Source organism: Brunnivagina elsteri CCALA 953 (assembly GCF_002289455.1).
Classification (GTDB): domain Bacteria; phylum Cyanobacteriota; class Cyanobacteriia; order Cyanobacteriales; family Nostocaceae; genus Brunnivagina; species Brunnivagina elsteri.
The window spans coordinates 1-15,928 of record NZ_NTFS01000120.1 but is presented as its reverse complement, the minus strand read 5'-3'; the positions used below and the strand labels follow the sequence as shown (position 1 = coordinate 15,928).

The following is a 15,928-nucleotide window of genomic DNA, read 5'->3' as shown; positions in this document are numbered from 1 at the left end:
ATTCCTTGCCAGAGGCAAGGAACGAGGAAAATGGGGTTCGACCCATCATTAATTCGCCAACAACATCCTTATCAAGGGCAGGGCTGTTTCGTTCCCTTTTAAACAGGATTTGTCAAGATGGTTAGCGATAAAATCCTAAGTAAGGATGATGACGAAATGAACTTTTAAACACTTAAATATCCGTGATTTTGTTCATTTTATGGGCACGCTGGTAACAAAATAACTAGTTTTAAATTGCTATAACCCTTGATTTTTATAGCCTTTTAGGGGATGAATCAGCCCTGCTTATCAAGGGGAGAGGCTTAAAACAAGAGTTTTTGGCAGATAAAAAGTCTAATCATTAACCGTTTTCAGTATATTTAATTTCTATTCTATCCATAACGATAAACGCTCCAGCACAATTCGCCAGAACATGGATTTAGCAGTATCCTTATTCATCAAACTTAACAAAACCCATTTTCTGCAAAAACTTCCCAAAAACTTATTGAATATGGGTAATTTATTGTAGTTAAATTGAAAACAGGTACTTTTCCCATTGGCAAAACCTATCACCGACATTTCTGTAGCTGAATAGATGCAAAATTTGGAGATTTTTTCAACCAAAGCGGAGTAAGTACCACTTCGACCTAGCACATATAAATTGTTAGGTTCGATACATTTCTTAATAAACCCCCAGTAGAAACGCAAAACGTTCTAATCTAAAAGCTGACTGGGTTAATTTTTTTTCTGGTAGCTTTGCAGACGGCAGAGGTAATCCACATATTTACCAAAAAGTCAAGTTGCAAACTAACCCAGGCTTAACACATAAAAATATAATAGGAGTTTTAGAAATCCGATGAGTGTTAAGGCGAGTGGTGGAAGCTCGGTTGCGCGTCCGCAACTGTATCAAACTCTGGCTGTATCAAAAATTTCCCAAGCAGAGCAACAAGACCGCTTCTTGGGAGGTGGCGAACTCAACGAATTAGCAAACTATTTTGCATCCGGCGCGAAGCGTTTGGATATAGCTCAGATACTCACAGACAATTCTGAGATTATTGTTTCACGTGCAGCTAACCGGATTTTTGTTGGTGGTTCACCGATGGCTTTCTTAGAAAAGCCATCAGCAAAACCAGAGATGGCAATAGTGGGGGCTGAAGCGGCACCAGTAATGGATGTACGCCGTAGCATGGAATTAGGAACAGTTACCTACGTAGAAACCCGTGGTGGCTTCCTAGAAAATTTACGTTCTATTTTCAACTCAACTCCTAGTGGTCCTGCTCCTGTTGGTTTTAGACCAATTAACATAGCCAGATATGGTCCTGGCAACATGGCGAAAAGCCTGCGGGACTTGTCTTGGTTTTTACGTTATGCGACTTATGCGATCGTCGCTGGCGACCCCAACATTCTGACGGTAAATGTACGCGGCTTGCGGGAAATAATTGAGAATGCTTGCTCAACTGAAGCAACCATTGTCGCTCTCCAAGAAATTAGAGCTGCGTCGTTGTCATATTTCCGTCAAGATGCAGAAGCGAATGCGATCGTTGCCCAATACATGGATGTTTTGATTACTGAATTCAAAGCACCCACACCATCGACAAAAGTGCGTCAGCGTCAATCGTCCGACTTGCAAGGTTTGCAACTGCCCCAAATTTACTTTAATGCGGCAGAGCGTCGTCCGAAATACGCGATGAAGCCTGGATTGTCGGCTGTAGAAAAGAACGACATTATTAAGGCTGCGTACCGTCAAGTATTTGAGCGCGATATTACCCGTGCCTATGGCTTGTCGGTGTCTAACTTGGAATCACAAGTTAAAAATGGCGACATCTCCATGAAAGAGTTTGTGCGTCGCTTGTGTAAATCCCCACTGTATCGCAAGAATTTCTTCGACTCCTACATAAATAGCCGTGCGTTGGAACTAGCTTTCCGGCATATCCTTGGTAGAGGTCCAAGTTCTCGCGAAGAAGTCCAAAAATACTTCTCGATTGTTTCCAGCAAAGGTTTATCTGGACTAGTTGATGCATTGGTAGATTCCCAGGAATATTCAGATTACTTTGGGGAGGAAACAGTACCTTACCTTCGGGGTTTAGGTCAAGAAGCCCAGGAATGTCGTAACTGGGGACCACAGCAAGACCTGTTTAATTACAGCGCACCTTTCCGCAAGATTCCCCAGTTTATCACCACATTTGCAGCTTACAACCAGCCATTACCCGACCAACATGTGTACGGTTCTGGGAATGACCCGTTGGAAATTCAATTTGGGGCGATTTTTCCGAAAGAAACCCGCAACCCCAGTACCAGTCCAGCGTTCTTTGGTAAAGATACCCGCCGCTTGTTGATTACCCGTGGTCCGGGGATTAATAATCAAGTTAGTAATCCCCGTGCCCGTGGTGTTGCCCCTGGTACACTTGGTCCCAAGGTATTCAAACTTGACCAGTTACCAGGAACCCGTGGCAAGAAGTCGAAGGCTGGAACTAATGTTAAGTTCTCGGAAAGTTCGACCCAATCCATAATTAAAGTTGCTTACTTGCAAGTTTTCGGACGGGAACTTTACGATGGTCAGCGTCAGAAAGTTGCGGAAATTAAGCTAGAGAACGGCGAAATTAGCATTAAGGAATTTATTCGTCGTTTGGCGAAGTCGGATGTGTTCCGTAAGATGTACTGGACAAATCTGTACGTCATGAAATCCGTTGAATATATCCACCGTCGTTTGCTTGGTCGTCCTACCTATGGTCGTCAGGAAACGAATAAGTACTTCGATATTTGTGCGAAGAAAGGTTTCTATGCCCTAATCGACGCGATTCTCGATACTGAAGAGTATGCACAGACATTTGGGGAAGATACCATTCCTTACGAGCGTTATGTAACTGCGGCAGGACAAGCACAGCGTAATTTGCGTGTTGGTAGCATCCGCGAAGACATTACACCTAGTATTGAGAAAGAAACAACTCCAATGTTTGTGCAGTTGGGTACACCAACCGAAGTGCGATCGCAACCCGATATCCAATTCCGTGCGAATCAAGGTGTATCGAAGCAACGGGAACAAACGAAAATCTTCAAGTTTGTCTCTGGTAATGGCGACAAAGTAGCAATACAAACCACTATTAGTGCAGCTTACCGTCAGATTTTCGAGCGCGATATTGCTCCATACGTAGCTTCGTCTCGTGAATTCAAGGTATTAGAAAGCCGTTTGAGTAACGGTGAAATTACGATTAAGGAATTTATCGAAAGTTTAGGTTGTTCCAGCCTGTACCTGAAGGAATTCTACACACCGTATCCCAATACCAAGGTAATTGAGTTGGGAACAAAGCACTTCATGGGACGTGCGCCATTAGACCAAGCGGAAATCCGTAAGTACAATCAGATTTTGGCAACTCAGGGTATAAAAGCGTTCATCAGTTCTATGTTGAATACCGTTGAGTACCAAGATGTGTTTGGTGAAGATACGGTTCCCTATCGTCGTTTCCCAACATTACCTGCTGCTAACTTCCCGAATACCAATCGGTTGTACAACCAGTTGACAAAGCAGAACGACGATATTGTCGTGCCTAGCTTCGATACGATTAAGCCGAAGATGGATGGTTCCAAGCTACCAATGACTGGAAAAGCGATCGCAGATATGGCGGCACGGGAACCCGCTTACAGTGGTTTAGGTCGTACCATTACCCCAGCATCAGAGGTAGTTACAGCACGTCGTCAAGGTGTGCGTATTTATCGGTTTGCTGCAAACGGAGACAAAGCTGAATTGCGATCGCTAGTTAACGCTATCTACGGGCAAGTGATGGATATTCGTAGCGGTGATATACCTCCAGAGTTCCGATGTTGGGAGTTGGAAACTAAGCTGGAAGGTGGGGAAATTTCTGTCCGGGAATTTGTCCGTACATTAGCTAGTTCGTCTGCCTATCAGCAACGCTTCTGTAACTCGTTCCCCCAAAATAAGGTGGTTGAATTCATCTTCCGCCATCTCTTGGGACGTAAGCCAGCTACCCAAGTCGAAATCCACGAATACCACGAGATTTTGACCAGTTCGGGTTTAGGTGCTGCTGTGGATGCATTAATTAACAGCCAGGAATACGCACAATTCTTCGGTGAGGATGTTGTTCCTTACCAGCGCATTCCCTCGTTACCCGCAGGTAATTACCTGGGTAGGGTTAATAAAGCTGATTAAGTAGCACTAGGGATTAGGGAGTAAAATAATTTATCCCTAGTCCTTTGTTCTTGGACAATAAATAACTAATTTCTACCAACAGCCACCTTGATTGCTGCTGGTAATTTTTCGTGACATGGTTTTTAGTTTTTTTTGATGCGATCGCAAAGCAAAACTGAAATGAATGTTACAAAGTGTGAACAACAGTCATAAATACTCAACAAAATGCCCGAAAATATTTCCACAAGGGGTAGTTGAGTTTTGAGGCTCGTGTAGTTGTAATATTTACGGAAGAACGTAAATAAGCAAGTAGGCTTGTAACCTATCAAGGTGAAGTAGTCGTAGAGACTATAAAACCGAGAAAGGTATTCAATACTTAAATTTACCGTTGTCATAGTCGCACCAGTTTATAAAACCCTGGTTTTATTAGTATTTGGAGGAATCCATTAATGAGTATCGTCACGAAGTCCATCGTGAATGCTGATGCAGAAGCACGCTATCTTAGCCCTGGTGAATTGGATGGAATCAAATCCTTCGTCACCAATGGAGAAAAGCGCCTTCGTATCGCTCAAGTATTGACCGATAACCGCGAGCGGATCGTAAAGCAAGCTGGGGACCAATTGTTCCAAAAGCGCCCTGATGTAGTTTCTCCTGGTGGAAACGCATATGGTCAAGAAATGACCGCTACCTGCCTGCGGGACATGGATTATTACCTACGTCTGATCACCTACGGAATCGTATCTGGTGACGTAACCCCAATCGAAGAAATCGGTATCGTTGGTGTACGTGAAATGTACCGCTCCTTGGGAACCCCCATCGACGCAGTTGCAGGTGGCGTTTCGGCGATGAAAGGCATTGCTACTGGCATGATGTCAGGTGATGATGCTTCCGAAGCTGGCTCTTACTTCGACTACGTAATCGGTGCTATGTCATAGTTTTTGGGTTGTCCCAAACTGTGATACCGCTTTTATCTGTTATCTGTGATACCGAATTATTGCAATACGGTTGGAAATAAGGAAATAACAAAATGCAAGACGCAATTACCGCAGTAATCAACTCTTCAGATGTTCAAGGTAAGTACCTTGATAATTCTGCAATGGAAAAGCTCAAAGGCTACTTTGCAACTGGCGAACTTCGCGTTCGTGCAGCTACCTCAATCAGCGCTAACGCAGCTGCAATTGTTAAAGAAGCTGTTGCTAAGTCTTTGTTGTACTCAGATATCACCCGTCCCGGTGGTAACATGTACACCACCCGTCGCTATGCAGCTTGCATCCGCGACTTAGACTACTACCTCCGTTACGCTACCTACGCTATGTTGGCAGGGGACCCTTCCATCTTAGATGAGCGCGTACTCAATGGTTTAAAAGAAACCTATAACTCTTTGGGTGTACCTGTTGGTGCTACCGTTCAAGCTATCCAAGCGATGAAAGAAGTAACCGCTAGCTTGGTTGGTCCTGACGCTGGTAAAGAAATGGGCGTATACTTCGACTACATCAGTTCTGGCTTAAGCTAGGAATTGAAAATGCACCGCGTTATGTAGGTGTGTTTTAAAAGGGACTGGAAATCAATTGTGAGTGCTAGGAAGTTGATTGCTTATCGTTTAGAGTGCTGAGTTCTAGGTGCTAGTAAAAAAGCATTAATATCAAAGAATTCAGAATCGACTTTATTTGAGATGAGTGTTAATCGTCTAGTATTTATGCTTGATTTCCAGTCTTGGAGTGAATAGCTAAAGCACTCAAAAATTTCTTGAAATAAATTCAAATAAAAAAGTTACCCCCTCGAAGAAAGGAGATTTAAGTATAATGCGTGTATTTAAAATTACTGCTTGTGTCCCTAGCCAAACTCGGATTCGTACTCAACGCGAGTTACAAAATACTTTCTTTACTAAGCTAGTTCCTTATGAAAACTGGTTTAAAGAGCAGCAACGGATTCAAAAAATGGGTGGAAAAATTGTTAAAGTTGAACTTGCTACTGGTAAGCAAGGTATGAATACAGGTCTTCTCTAAATATAATTAAACTTTAGAAGATACATAGGAAGTTGCGGAAGGGGTCGAGTTTGACCTCTTTTTTGTATTTTGGTAGTTAATGTGACTTTGACAGGTAATGTGATATTTGCGGATAGGGAAGTTTGGGTGTAGTATGGGCTGCGTGCGATACATCAAAAAAATACGATACCTATGGTAAGCTACGCTAACGCAATTTTTGATTTCTACTGCAAAATATTCTTCTTTCTTTATATTTGACTATCTAATTCACCCATATTCCCGTGAAAGTAATCCGTCGCTTGATACCATTCCTTGATGATTCCGTTAACAGTTGGGCTTTAGAAGCTCGTCTGCTGCGCTGGATGACCATGCTGTGGCTATTTATTGGTCTTATTGTGTTATTTTCCGCATCCTATCCGGTTGCTGATGCCCGTTACAAAGACGGTTTATATTACTTTGGACGACAACTGATGTGGGTAGTCGTCGGTTTATTTGGATTTAATATAGTTGTAAATACGCCAATTAAGAGGATATCGGGGATATCTCATTGGTTCATCTTTTTCTTTTTGCTGTTAATTTTTGTCACCCTAATTCCTGGACTTGGAAAAAGTGACTTGGGTGCAGCACGTCGTTTACTTGGACCTATTCCAATTCAACCATCAGAATTAATTAAACCATTTTTGGTGATTCAAAGTGCCAGATTATTCGGACAATGGGATAAGTTAACTTGGCGAATTAGGTTTGCTTGGTTGGCTGTATTTGGAATGGTAGTATTGGGAATTCTTGCCCAACCGAACCTGAGTACTGCTGCGCTTTGCGGTATGACTATTTGGTTAATTGCCCTTGGTGCGGGATTGCCTTCTAAATACTTAGCTGGAACTGCGGTTGGTGGTGTTATGTTAGCGGGGATGAGTATCGGTTTTCGCGAATATCAGCGCAAACGGGTAATGTCTTTTTTGAATCCCTGGGCAGATGCGACTGGCAATGGTTATCAGTTAGTCCAAAGTTTGCTTGCTGTTGGTTCTGGGGGAAAAATGGGTGCTGGTTTTGGACAATCGCAACAAAAACTGTTGTATTTACCTATTCAAGATACCGACTTTATTTTTTCTGTCTTTGCTGAGGAATTTGGATTTATTGGCTGTATGGTATTGCTGACAGTGTTAGCGATATATGCCACTTTGGGGTTAATTGTGGCAATAAAAGCTACAAACCAAACTTATCGATTGATTGCGATCGGGATTACAGTGGTGATGGTGGGACAATCGTTGTTGCATATTGCTGTGACTACTGGTGCTTTACCAACAACGGGTTTGCCTTTACCTTTATTTAGTTACGGTGGTAATTCGATGATTTCGAGTTTACTTGCTGCGGGGATATTGATTCGTGTGGCAAGGGAAAGTAATGAAGCGGAAGTAGTCCCCATTAATACGCAATTACCAAGGGGAAAAAGACGTAGACGCACTACAACTGCACGTTAAGTTAAATTAAATTAAGTTAAATTAAGTTAAATATATTGCGATCGCATTACTAATTAATTTAACTATCCTAACTATCCCATTCCAAGGTTATTTCCAGATTGGCTGTACTGGTTCCTTTCGCGAGGATAGCTGTCAATTTACCTGCATCTACCCCAATTTCGATCCCAAAGCGAACTCTGGCTTTATCGGGTTTAATCGTTTGTACGGTTTCGGCAATTTCTTTGACTGGTGATTTTATCACAGAAGTGGCTTCGCTAAAAGGTCGGGTTTGTAATCCAACTTTGCGATCGCTTATGGAAGATGCTTCAATTTTGACAACTGTACCATCTGCTAGTTCGACTGAAATCACTTTGCTTTGAAATTCCATCTTGGTTTTGCTCAATCACTATGCTTTTATAGCACTTAAGTAGATGTCGCAAATAGAACGTATTTATCAATTAATTATTTTCAGTGACGTTCATGGCTGTAATAATAGCTTTTTGACTGACATCTTTATAAAGACTATCTAGATATCTGGTGACGATATCAGCAGCAGAAAAATTAGTCGTATTCTCTTCTTCTTTTGCTAAAGGAATTGAACCTAATACATTCAAAATGTTGTCGCTGCTGGATGGTGCAATGACTACTAATGATGATTCGAGTGGTTCGTCATATTTCCAGTAGGATTCAAGGTTTACTGGGTATTGTTTGACAGGTATTGGTTCTTGATTTTCAGTTATTTCTGTATCGGGGATATTAATATTATTGTTACTATGCTCACGACGGAGATTGCGTAAGTCGCGAATAATTTCTTCTTTAGTACGTCCTCGTAACTGGAATAATACAAAAGGGTCTTCGCTGAATCTGTCTCCTAATTGATAGTATACTGCGGCAATATGTTTACAAGGGTTTGCTTTATCGGGGCAAGTGCATTTACTGCTAACATCTGATAAGGTGAATGGAAATAGTGATAAACCACTGGAGGTAAATACTTCTTCGATATTTTGCGGCATTTCTCCTGCTAGAAGTTTGGCTGCAAAAATTGCTTTTTGGGACATTACTTCGACTACATAATTCCATTGTTCATCGCTAAAATGGTCTAGGGAAAGTGATACTTTGTAGGGTTCGGATTCGCTACCTTGGACTTTTGCAAATACTTTTTCACCTTGAAATTCTATGCTTAATACGTTGCCTTGACGAGAATAATTTCTTGCCCGTTCTAAGCGTTTTTTAAAGCGATAAGAATCGAGTAATTCTAACCATCTTTGTGACCACCATTCACGACTTGCTTGTAATGTATCATTAGACATATATTTATTTTGGATTTTAGATTTTGGATTTTGAATTTTAGATTTTTAATTATGGATTTTGAATTATGAAATTTGAACATGTAGAGACGTGTAGAGCGAAGCGCTTCCCGCAGGGTAATATCACGTCTCTCTTATATTCTAGATTGTAGTTTTTTAAATTTATCAATTAAGAAGCACCAGGTCATATCTATTCTTCTTCAATTACTGCACTTCTATCTAATAAAAGCAAATTTCTTAATTGGTTTGTATCAAGTTCTGTTAACCAATCTTCACCAGTACCAACTACTTGTTCGGCAAGTTGTTTTTTACTTTCAATCATATCATGAATTTTCTCTTCTAATGTACCTGTACAAACAAATTTGTGAACTTGAACATTACGGGTTTGTCCAATCCGAAATACTCTGTCTGTCGCTTGATTCTCGACTGCGGGATTCCACCATCTATCAAAGTGAAAAACGTGATTTGCTCGCGTTAAATTTAAGCCTACACCCCCCGCTTTTAATGATAAAATCATGATTGGTGGTCCTTGGGGGTCATGTTGAAATCTATCAATCATTTCCTCTCTTTGCTTTTTACTAGTACTTCCATATAAAAAGAATATCTCTCGACCTAATTGTTTTTCTAAATGGGGTTTGAGTAATTTTCCCCATTCGGCAAATTGTGTAAAAATTAATGCTCTATCTCCTTCCGCTAATGCGACATCGAGCATTTCTTCTAACCGTTGTAACTTGGCTGAATTGTGCTGTTCCAAAGAATCTTGTTTGAGGTATTGTGCGGGATGATTGCAAACTTGTTTGAGTTTAATTAATAATCCTAAAATCATTCCTCGACGCTGTAAACCATCTGCTTTATCAATTTCCGCTAAGGAGTTTTCGACAACTTGTTGATAGAGTTTTGCTTGTTCGGGAGTCAAACCACAAAATACGGTCATTTCCTGCTTTTCTGGTAAGTCTTGAATGATATCACGGTCTGATTTTAAGCGTCGTAAAATAAATGGTTGTACTAAAGCCCGCAATTGTGAAAGTGAGGATGTATCACCATATTTTTCAATTGGCATTGCAAAACGTCTTTGAAAAAATTGCTTATTTCCTAAATATCCAGGATTGAGAAAATCAAGAATTGACCAAAGTTCTTGCAAGCGATTTTCTACTGGTGTACCCGTCAAAGCAATGCGGAAATTAGCTTCTAATTGCCTGACTGCTTGTGATTGTTTTGCGTCGGCATTCTTGACATTCTGAGCTTCATCTAAGACGATATTTTGCCAACTTACACTTTGAAATTCCTTAATATCGCGATGAACTAGGGAATAACTTGTAATTAATAAATCATGCTTTTTAATTGCACTTTCAAATGCCTTTCCTTTAGGTCTTTTATCACCGTGATATTGTAAAACTTTTAAAGTTGGAGCAAATTTCTTAACTTCCCTTTCCCAGTTTCCTAATACTGAAGTTGGACAAACTAATAATGTGGGATTCTCAATCGAATTCTGTTCCTTGAGATGTAGCAAAAAGGCAATGAACTGGATTGTTTTACCTAATCCCATGTCGTCTGCGAGACAAGCACCTAAACCCCAGCGTTCGAGGAATGCTAACCAAGCAACACCACGCTCTTGATATGGACGTAACTCTCCCTTAAAATCTTTGGGAGTTGGTAAAGCCGCGATCGCACTATTATTACTCAATGCATTTACTAGTTCCTGTAAAGCTCCTGAAGCTTCAAAACTCACCACAGGTAGCTTTTCGATCGATTGGGTATCCCCCGAACTTAAACGCAATGCATCCTCTAATGAAAGGGACATTTGCTCTTTTCGAGAAGCAAAGAAGTTTTGCGCTGTTTTAATATCGTGCGATCGCAATTCAACCCATTCCCCGTTAATCTCTACTAAGGGGCTATTTAATGCTACTAAGCGATCAAATTCGGCTTTGGAAATAGTTTGCCCTCCAATCGCTAATTGCCATTGGAAATTTAACAAACTTTGCAAACTCAAACGTCCTTTTTGCTGTAAATCTTGGGCTGTAATTTTTAATCCTAAGCGGTTTGCCCAACCTTCACGATTCGCTAAACTTGGTGGTAAAATTACACCTAAACCGCTATCTTCTAAACGCCAAGCTACCGATTTAATGAATTCGTAAGCTTGGATGGGATTTAAATGACAAAATGTTGGAGATTGGGTTTCTAAACTCTCAGCAATGGGAGAATATAATCTTGAAGCTATTCCCAAACCGCGCAAAAATGTTTCCTGAGGTTGGTCAATTGTCCGATTGTGAACAACAAAACGTTCGACAGTTTGCTCCCAAATCGTAGCAGCATCAACTAAAAATTCTACGTCATCTGATGCTTGGAGCAAATAAGTTAAAGTCCACTGATTTTGTCCCTCTTCAGGTGATTTTAATTCAAAACAAATACGAAACAGGGTTTTCCCTGCCATTTGATATTCTAATGGCATCATCCAAGCTTTTAATGCAGCTTGTAAACGTTCTACTTCGGGAGGATTGGCATTAATGGAATTTGCTGCTGTTGTTAATCCTTGTAACCACTGACGAACTGCTGTTGGTAATGCTGCGATTAAACGTGCTTCTGCTGCTGCGGGAGGATTAATCATTCCTCGTGTTTGATAATCAATTGTACTGTTAAGAAAGTCAATGATTAATGCTTGGGGTTCTGTTGGTAAATCTACATTTATTGGGGATTGGATATCTGTGGAAGAATCTTCTTGGTAAGTTCGACATGCTAAAGGCATTAACTGAGAAAATTTTTCTATTCTAGTGGTATCAATCCCACTATCTAATAGTGCTTGCCAAGAAGCTGTAAAATTATTGTTTAATTGGGTTTGATTAGCTGGTTGATTCGCTAACCGAATGCTAGGTAAATATTTACACCGAGCAATTAAATCTAGACTCCAACGATAAATTTGCATCCAAAATCGTAAATCTGCACCTATAAATTCACTTCTACTACTTGCTGTATTTAGAGGTAAAGAAGAAAGTAATTTAATTGCTTCGTTAGTCTTTAAACAAAATCCTTCTACTTGCCAAGGTTGGAGGTATTGAGGTAGTTGATTTATCTTTTCGTCTTCAATAATTACTCCTGAATGGATTGGTGATATTCTGATGTTTTCGCCATTGTTACTAACTATTACATGGCTGGGTAGGGAAATTATTTGTGATATTACAGGTAAATTCGGTTGGGTGCTTTTTGCTGTTTTTGTTGTTCGACGACTTGATGATGTTTTAGATTCAGGGGTTACAGATTGTTGGAGAGACTTAGGGAGTGCAATTGGTAAAGTTTGTATCCATTCCCATAATTCTACTGATGTCATTGCGAATGGGTTTAAAGGTATTTCGTCTTGTTGAGACAATCCAGAATTTTCGTTAATGGAGCTTATATTAATATAATTATCTTCGAGAGAACGCCAAGTTTCTCCCCAAATAAATAGACAACTTTCTTGACCTTTAATTAACCAGCTACCGTGTAGAATTGACATGTGCAAATATTAGTTATTGTTAGGAAAATACTTTTGAGAGAATTGTGGAAATATGGATAAGATTATAAACCGCCAAGTACGCCAAAACGCCAAGGGAAGAAGGAAGAAGGAAGAAGGAAGAAAGAAAGAGATATTTAATTCTCATAAATGATTTAGGATTGCTATTAGTTTTTTCGGTTGGTGTAGTGATAGCAAAACTCAACCTAAATAATATATTTTATATATTTTGTTATCATAATTTATAATTTCAAATAGTCTCAAATAATCCAAAAATAATAATTTTAAATAATCTCGAAAATCAGCAAGATTTCAATCTGTAAAATCTATCGTCAACAACATTCTTCAATTATGCACTTACCTGTTGATAAAATCTTGAAAAATGGAATGCACTTAGAACTAGATTACATGCATTCAGAAGAACAAGAAACAGTGAGAACATTACTTAATTTGGTGATTCTCGAAGGAAACACTTATCCACAGAAGCAAGCTCTTACCCAGTCAGAATTTACAGCTTATTGGATGAGCCAAGTTGCCTGTGTAGTCAGACTTAAGCAAGCATTTGCTTCATCCCCAGCAAACAAAATACTCGGAGCATTTTTTTTGAAACCAAACTTTCCTGGTCGATGCAGCCATATTTGCAACGCTGGCTTTATTGTACAACGGGAAATGCGGGGTTTGGGTCTGGGTAGGTTGATGGGAGAAGCCATGCTAGAAATTGCGTTAGAACTTGGATACAAAGCGGTAATGTTCAACTTAGTCTTCAAAACAAATATAGCTTCCTTGCGTTTGTGGGAGTCATTCGGATTTGAGGTAATTGGACAAATTCCCTCAGCAGTAGAATTTAATGATGGTAGCTTTGTCGATGCAGTGATAATGTACCGCAATTTGGAGCAATGAGAAAGGGAGAAAAAAAAATTTGTTAGTTAAAGTATGTACCACGTAGATGGGTAAAAACTAGGATAAATATCTCAAAAATGTATCGCAAAAATGGCTCATAATCAGCTTTTTAAGCAATTGTGCCTTAGCTTCGGTATGTTGTAACTCTAACTAGTATATAAAATATCTCATAACTCTTAACCTTTACGACCGACACTAATAGTACATAAATGTTAGGATTGCCACAGGCGAGAATAGCGAACATAGAAGGAAAAGAAACTGAATGGGAGAATTTGAAAAGTCAATATCCTTCGATGGACGGGATATTGGACTGAAGATCGGCTTGTTAGCTCCCCAGGCTGGCGGGTCTGTTTTGTTACAATCTGGGGATACGTCAGTGTTAGTGACAGCGACGCGATCGCGAGCCAGAGACGGCATCGATTTTCTACCTTTGACTGTAGATTACGAAGAAAGACTTTATGCTGCGGGTAGAATTCCCGGAGGTATAATGCGACGAGAAGGTCGCCCCCCAGAAAGAACAATTCTTACTAGTCGTCTCATCGATCGCCCTTTGCGTCCCTTGTTTCCATCGTGGTTGCGGGATGATTTACAAGTTGTCGCTACAACCCTATCAATTGACGAACTCGTACCACCCGATGTCCTCGCGGTAACAGGTGCATCAATTGCTACACTATTGGCAGGAATTCCATTTAACGGTCCAATGGCAGCCGTGCGCGTCGGCTTGGTAGGAGATGATTTTGTCATTAACCCTACTTACGCAGAGATTAATGCCGGAGATTTAGATTTGGTTGTGGCTGGTTCACCTGACGGTGTAATCATGGTGGAGGCTGGTGCAAATCAGTTACCCGAACGTGACATTATCGAGGCAATCGAATTCGGTTACGAAGCTGTACAGGATTTAATTCGCGCACAGCAAGAGTTAATGGCTGAATTGGGCTTGAAAATCGTTCGCGAAGAACCTCCCGAAGCCGATCAAACCCTGGCAAACTTTATCCGCGATCGCGCGACTGCCGACATCAAGAAAATCTTGGCGCAGTTTGAGTTGACCAAAATCCAACGGGATGCGGCTTTGGATGAAGTCAAAGCGGTCGTTGTGAGTGCGATCGCGGAACTTGCGGAAGACGACGGTATTCGCTCTGCGGCACTTGCTGATAGCAAAGCACTAGGTAATACCTTCAAGGAGATTACCAAACAGCTAATGCGTCGCCAAATCGTCGAAGATAACGTCCGTGTGGATGGACGTAAACTTGATGAAGTTCGTCCAGTCTCCTGCCAAGTCGGTATTATCCCCAAACGTGTTCACGGTACGGGGTTATTTAACCGAGGACTCACCCAAGTCCTATCCGCATGTACCCTGGGTACTCCTGGCGACACGCAAACCCTCACCGATGATTTGCAGCCAGACCAGTACAAACGTTACATGCACCACTACAACTTCCCACCCTACTCGGTTGGGGAAACTAAACCCCTACGTCCTCCAGGTCGTCGGGAAATTGGTCACGGAGCTTTAGCTGAACGGGCAATGTTACCTGTGCTACCAACTAAGCATGAGTTTCCCTACGCTATCCGGGTAGTTTCTGAAGTTCTTTCTTCTAACGGTTCAACTTCGATGGGTTCGGTGTGTGGCTCCACCCTATCCCTAATGGACGCAGGTGTACCGATTAAGAAGCCAGTTAGCGGTGCAGCGATGGGTCTAATCAAAGAAGGCGATGAAGTACGCATTCTTACTGACATCCAAGGTATTGAAGACTTTTTGGGTGATATGGACTTCAAAGTTGCGGGAACAGATACGGGAATTACAGCATTGCAAATGGACATGAAAATTTCCGGCTTATCGCTGGAAGTGATTGCCCAAGCCGTCAATGAGGCAAAATCGGCAAGGTTGCACATTCTCGAAAAAATGCTCGCTTGCATTTCCGAACCTCGCAGCGAAATGTCTCCCTACGCACCAAGACTGTTAACCATCAAGATTGACTCAGACATGATTGGTCTGGTAATTGGTCCCGGTGGTAAGACAATTAAGGGTATTACCGAAGAAACTGGTGCTAAAATCGACATTGAAGATGATGGTACGGTGACGATTTCTGCGGTCGATGAAAACAAAGCTAAAAGAGCGCGGGCAATCATTCAAGGGATGACACGCAAACTCAATGAAGGCGATGTTTATGCGGGTCGGGTGACTCGAATTATACCAATTGGCGCTTTTGTCGAATTTTTGCCAGGTAAAGAAGGCATGGTTCACATTTCCCAGCTTGCTGACTACCGAGTTGGTAAAGTTGAAGATGAGGTTGCGGTTGGTGACGAAGTGGTTATCAAAGTGCGTGAAATCGATCAAAAAGGTCGAATAAATTTGACTCGCTTGGGTATTCATCCCGATCAAGCAACAGCAGCAAGAGAGGCAGCAAATAAGTAAGTAAGTAAGTCGCTCGATTTTAGATTTTGCGAAAAGTTGACGGGTTCGGTTTCCGTACCGTCAAACTTTTCAAGACGGATTTTAGATTTTAGATTGCGGAATCAAAAAGTCGAGAAATCAATAATCTAAAATCCGCGATATCTTTTTTGAGTTCAGTCTCCGTTATACTAAAAACGGCTTTGAGTTTGGCTTTTAAACGCGGAGGTTCGCAGAGTAAAGCGCAGAGTAAAGCGCAAAGTTACGCGGAGAATATTTGCAA

Annotated in this window: 10 protein-coding genes; 7 read left to right on the top strand and 3 right to left on the bottom strand. The window is 41.1% G+C overall.

Going from position 1 to position 15,928, the window contains the following annotated elements; all coding sequences use genetic code 11:
• Positions 1-835 precede the first annotated feature (835 nt).
• The 5 genes from CK510_RS12665 (at position 836) to CK510_RS12645 (ending at position 7,586) form a co-directional block, all read left to right on the top strand.
• On the top strand, positions 836-4,144 hold the full coding sequence (locus tag CK510_RS12665) for a phycobilisome rod-core linker polypeptide (protein WP_095722050.1): 3,309 nt from the start codon (positions 836-838) through the stop codon (positions 4,142-4,144).
• Between the two features lie 428 nt (positions 4,145-4,572).
• Positions 4,573-5,058, top strand: a complete 486-nt coding sequence (apcA, locus tag CK510_RS12660) for an allophycocyanin subunit alpha (protein ID WP_095722049.1) — start codon at positions 4,573-4,575, stop codon at positions 5,056-5,058.
• Between the two features lie 92 nt (positions 5,059-5,150).
• Positions 5,151-5,636, top strand: coding sequence for an allophycocyanin subunit beta (apcB, locus tag CK510_RS12655; RefSeq protein WP_095722048.1), 486 nt, complete (start codon positions 5,151-5,153; stop codon positions 5,634-5,636).
• Positions 5,637-5,925: 289 nt separating this feature from the next.
• Positions 5,926-6,129 (top strand): phycobilisome linker polypeptide, encoded by a 204-nt coding sequence (locus tag CK510_RS12650; RefSeq protein ID WP_095722047.1) that lies wholly within the window; start codon positions 5,926-5,928, stop codon positions 6,127-6,129.
• 260 nt (positions 6,130-6,389) lie between these two features.
• Positions 6,390-7,586, top strand: coding sequence for an FtsW/RodA/SpoVE family cell cycle protein (locus tag CK510_RS12645; protein ID WP_095722046.1), 1,197 nt, complete (start codon positions 6,390-6,392; stop codon positions 7,584-7,586).
• A 67-nt stretch (positions 7,587-7,653) separates the two neighbouring features.
• On the opposite strand, the gene CK510_RS12640 is transcribed toward CK510_RS12645, so the two are convergent.
• The 3 genes from CK510_RS12640 to CK510_RS12630 form a co-directional block, all read right to left on the bottom strand.
• Positions 7,654-7,953, bottom strand: a complete 300-nt coding sequence (locus tag CK510_RS12640; RefSeq protein ID WP_095722045.1) for a CU044_2847 family protein — start codon at positions 7,951-7,953, stop codon at positions 7,654-7,656.
• 70 nt (positions 7,954-8,023) lie between these two features.
• Positions 8,024-8,875 carry an SWIM zinc finger family protein gene (locus CK510_RS12635; protein WP_095722044.1) on the bottom strand — a complete coding sequence of 284 codons (852 nt, stop codon included), beginning with the start codon at positions 8,873-8,875 and terminating at the stop codon, positions 8,024-8,026.
• Positions 8,876-9,062: 187 nt separating this feature from the next.
• Positions 9,063-12,359, bottom strand: coding sequence for a sll1366 family intein-prone helicase (locus CK510_RS12630; protein WP_095722043.1), 3,297 nt, complete (start codon positions 12,357-12,359; stop codon positions 9,063-9,065).
• Between the two features lie 348 nt (positions 12,360-12,707).
• Between CK510_RS12630 and CK510_RS12625 the strand changes: the two genes are divergently transcribed.
• Positions 12,708-13,256 carry a GNAT family N-acetyltransferase gene (locus CK510_RS12625; RefSeq protein WP_095722042.1) on the top strand — a complete coding sequence of 183 codons (549 nt, stop codon included), beginning with the start codon at positions 12,708-12,710 and terminating at the stop codon, positions 13,254-13,256.
• Positions 13,257-13,518: 262 nt separating this feature from the next.
• Positions 13,519-15,669 (top strand): polyribonucleotide nucleotidyltransferase, encoded by a 2,151-nt coding sequence (locus CK510_RS12620; RefSeq protein ID WP_095722041.1) that lies wholly within the window; start codon positions 13,519-13,521, stop codon positions 15,667-15,669.
• Positions 15,670-15,928: the final 259 nt, after the last annotated feature.

What these genes read in the sequence shown, in the direction of transcription:
- CK510_RS12665 (WP_095722050.1), top strand. Translation starts at nt 836, where the DNA reads ATGAGTGTTAAGGCGAGTGGTGGAAGCTCGGTTGCGCGTCCGCAACTG.
- apcA (WP_095722049.1), top strand. Translation starts at nt 4,573, where the DNA reads ATGAGTATCGTCACGAAGTCCATCGTGAATGCTGATGCAGAAGCACGC.
- apcB (WP_095722048.1), top strand. Translation starts at nt 5,151, where the DNA reads ATGCAAGACGCAATTACCGCAGTAATCAACTCTTCAGATGTTCAAGGT.
- CK510_RS12650 (WP_095722047.1), top strand. Translation starts at nt 5,926, where the DNA reads ATGCGTGTATTTAAAATTACTGCTTGTGTCCCTAGCCAAACTCGGATT.
- CK510_RS12640 (WP_095722045.1), bottom strand. Translation starts at nt 7,953, where the DNA reads ATGGAATTTCAAAGCAAAGTGATTTCAGTCGAACTAGCAGATGGTACA.
- CK510_RS12635 (WP_095722044.1), bottom strand. Translation starts at nt 8,875, where the DNA reads ATGTCTAATGATACATTACAAGCAAGTCGTGAATGGTGGTCACAAAGA.
- CK510_RS12630 (WP_095722043.1), bottom strand. Translation starts at nt 12,359, where the DNA reads ATGTCAATTCTACACGGTAGCTGGTTAATTAAAGGTCAAGAAAGTTGT.
- CK510_RS12625 (WP_095722042.1), top strand. Translation starts at nt 12,708, where the DNA reads ATGCACTTACCTGTTGATAAAATCTTGAAAAATGGAATGCACTTAGAA.
- CK510_RS12620 (WP_095722041.1), top strand. Translation starts at nt 13,519, where the DNA reads ATGGGAGAATTTGAAAAGTCAATATCCTTCGATGGACGGGATATTGGA.